Annotated in this window: 1 protein-coding gene; it reads left to right on the plus strand. The window is 56.6% G+C overall.

The features are described from left to right. Positions 1 to 55 precede the first annotated feature (55 nt). Positions 56 to 2619, plus strand: a 2564-nt coding sequence (locus tag F4X08_01635) for a cadherin repeat domain-containing protein (GenBank protein ID MYD24503.1), incomplete at its 3' end; no start/stop codon positions are given.

Raw genomic sequence — 2619 nt, forward strand, 5'->3', positions numbered from 1 at the left:
TCCCAGTGCCACTCGGTCCTTTGATTCGACGACAGTCGAGCCGGGCGGGACGGTGATGGTGAGTATTGATGTTGAGGGCGTCGGTTTGGCTGGCAGAGTGACGGAGACATTGCCAGCTGGATTCACATACGTATCCACAACGTCTGCCCTCCCTCCAACTGAAAATGGTTCTGAACTAGCTTTCAGAATTTTGGGAAATAGCGACTTTTCCTATACGGTTACAGCTTCCAGTACGGAAGGTCCCGCTTCCTTCAGCGGCTCTCTGATTCCGGGCCCAGGCATGGATGCTGTTGCTGTCGGAGGCGCTTCAACCGTGACGGTTGCGACCACCCCACCGCAGACGGGTCCGGCAGTGACGACGAATAATCTTGATTTCGACGTCGTTCCTTCCAAGGCCGTGAAGGGTGCCACCGTTTCTGGTGTGGGCAATCCGATTAGCAGTAATCCACTGATGTGGGTTGTCGATAATAGCGAGGGCATGACGCTCGGTGACTTCGATGGCTCAGTCGGTGATTTCGAGGTCGTAGAGACCGAGGATGGCGACGAGTTCATCCTCAAGGTGGCGACCTCCGGGGCGCCTAACTTGAGCGGCTCGATGACATTCAACGTTACTTTGCCTTATACCAACGGTGATGGCGAAGTGGGCAACTCCATTCTCTCCGGAACAATAACTGAGCGCGATGTCTTGAATGCGCCTGCGTCTTTCACGTTCACAGTACCGCAGAACGTGGCATCAGACACTCCTCTAGGCAGCTTTGATGTGACGGGCCGGATTGATGATGATGATAAGAAAGAGTCCCTGGACGGCATTGTCAACGGCGGTGATGCCGCTCCGTTCGGCGTGAACGACGCTGACATGACCATCTACAGGAGGAACGGCGCGGACCTTGAGGTTCGGGACTACAACTTCACACTGACGGTCAACGGTGACGCGGGTCTTGCTGCCAGGGCGGACAGGGCGGATGTGACAATCAAGGTTACCGCCTCGAATGACAAGCACAGCGCGCCTGACACGTTCACAGCGACCATCTATGAGAACATAAAGGGTGCCGGTCTGGTTAGCGCCGACACTGCTGTTGGCGACGCGAGTGCGGGTATAACCAACCCGGACGGCGACAAGCTGACATATTCCGAAGACAGCCCCTTGTTCGAGATAAACGAGGATACCGGGGCAGTTACAGTCGGGCCTAATGACATCGGCGACGACATGTCTGGGCCTCAGCACTTCCACATTACGGTGTCGGATGGCGTTACTGCCAATAATGCAGTAATCGAGGCGACGGTGATGGTGGACGCGAACGAGCCCGTAATGGCGAAGTCTAGTGACTTGCCCGATCGGGTGACAAAAGCCGCGGACTCTGACACTTACACGGTGACGACGCTGGAGGTAGCCGGGACTGTAAACGGTTACCACATTTTGAATGTGTCGGACCTGGTGACCCTCGACCTGGACGCTGATGGAAATACAGAGATGCCGGAATACACCCCCAGCGTACGCACAGCACCGCTGAATGTGGACGATGAGGGCCGGCTGCTATTGACGCATGTCCCCAGGGGCTTCCAAGACGGTGTAGAGGATCATGCGCTTCCCTCCATCACGGTTGAGATCGACGACGGATACAATCCGTCCATCACCATCACTATTGATGTGGTGCTCAATGTGAAGGAGAAGCCTGACCAGATAACGCCTTCATTGGCGGCGAGCATTGATGAAAACATGACCGGTGAAGTGCAAGCCGCGCTTAGCGATCTTGACTCTAGCGGCAACGATACACTCGGAAGGTTGATCGACCTGATCAGCGATGTGGAGTCTGACGGCGATGGTGTGGAATACAAGCACACCGGCGGCACGAACGGCGGTGAGCCGGGCGCTGGCGCGATATTCTCGGTTGATAGTGGTACGGGCGCGATAAGCCTGAACACGGCGCAGGACGCTGATATGCTGAGCGCAATGCCGTCTGTGGTGCTCCAAGTGGAGCGCGACTCTGACGGGGCGGATCTCGGCGTGGTCTTTGTTGCCATAACGATAAACAACGTGAACGAGGCGCCAATGTTCATGGCCGGCGCACCGAGTTCGATCAACGTCGATGAGAACGTGCAGCCCAACACGATGATAGACGACGCGATGATAACGGCGACCGATCAGGACGCTGGCGATTCGATAACGTACTCCATCGAGGAGAGCGATGTTCCGTTCACGGTTAACTCGGCGACCGGGCAGCTTTCGGTAAGCGGCGCGCTTGTCCTGGATGATGCACCATACAGCGTAACGCTGGTGGCGACCGACGACGGCGAACCCGTGATGATGGCCGAACATACGCTGACCATAACGATTGGCGACGTCAACGACCCACCGATGTTTGACAACGGAGCTGCGACGACCGCTTCTATATATGAGAACGCGCCGGCGGGCACGGTGGTCGCAACCTACAACGCGTCAGATGACGACGGCGATGACGTACACGAAGACATACACTACGAGCTGCGCAACGCCGACGACCTGAAGAACTTCGCAATTGAGCAGAATACTACTGCCGACGGCGAGAGGGTAGGCATGCTGGTAGTCAAGGAAGGCGCAAACCTTGACGTTGATGCGGACGGCGCGGCTACTTCATACAC

The organism is Gemmatimonadota bacterium, from assembly GCA_009841265.1.
Lineage (GTDB): Bacteria > JAAXHH01 > JAAXHH01 > JAAXHH01 > JAAXHH01 > JAAXHH01.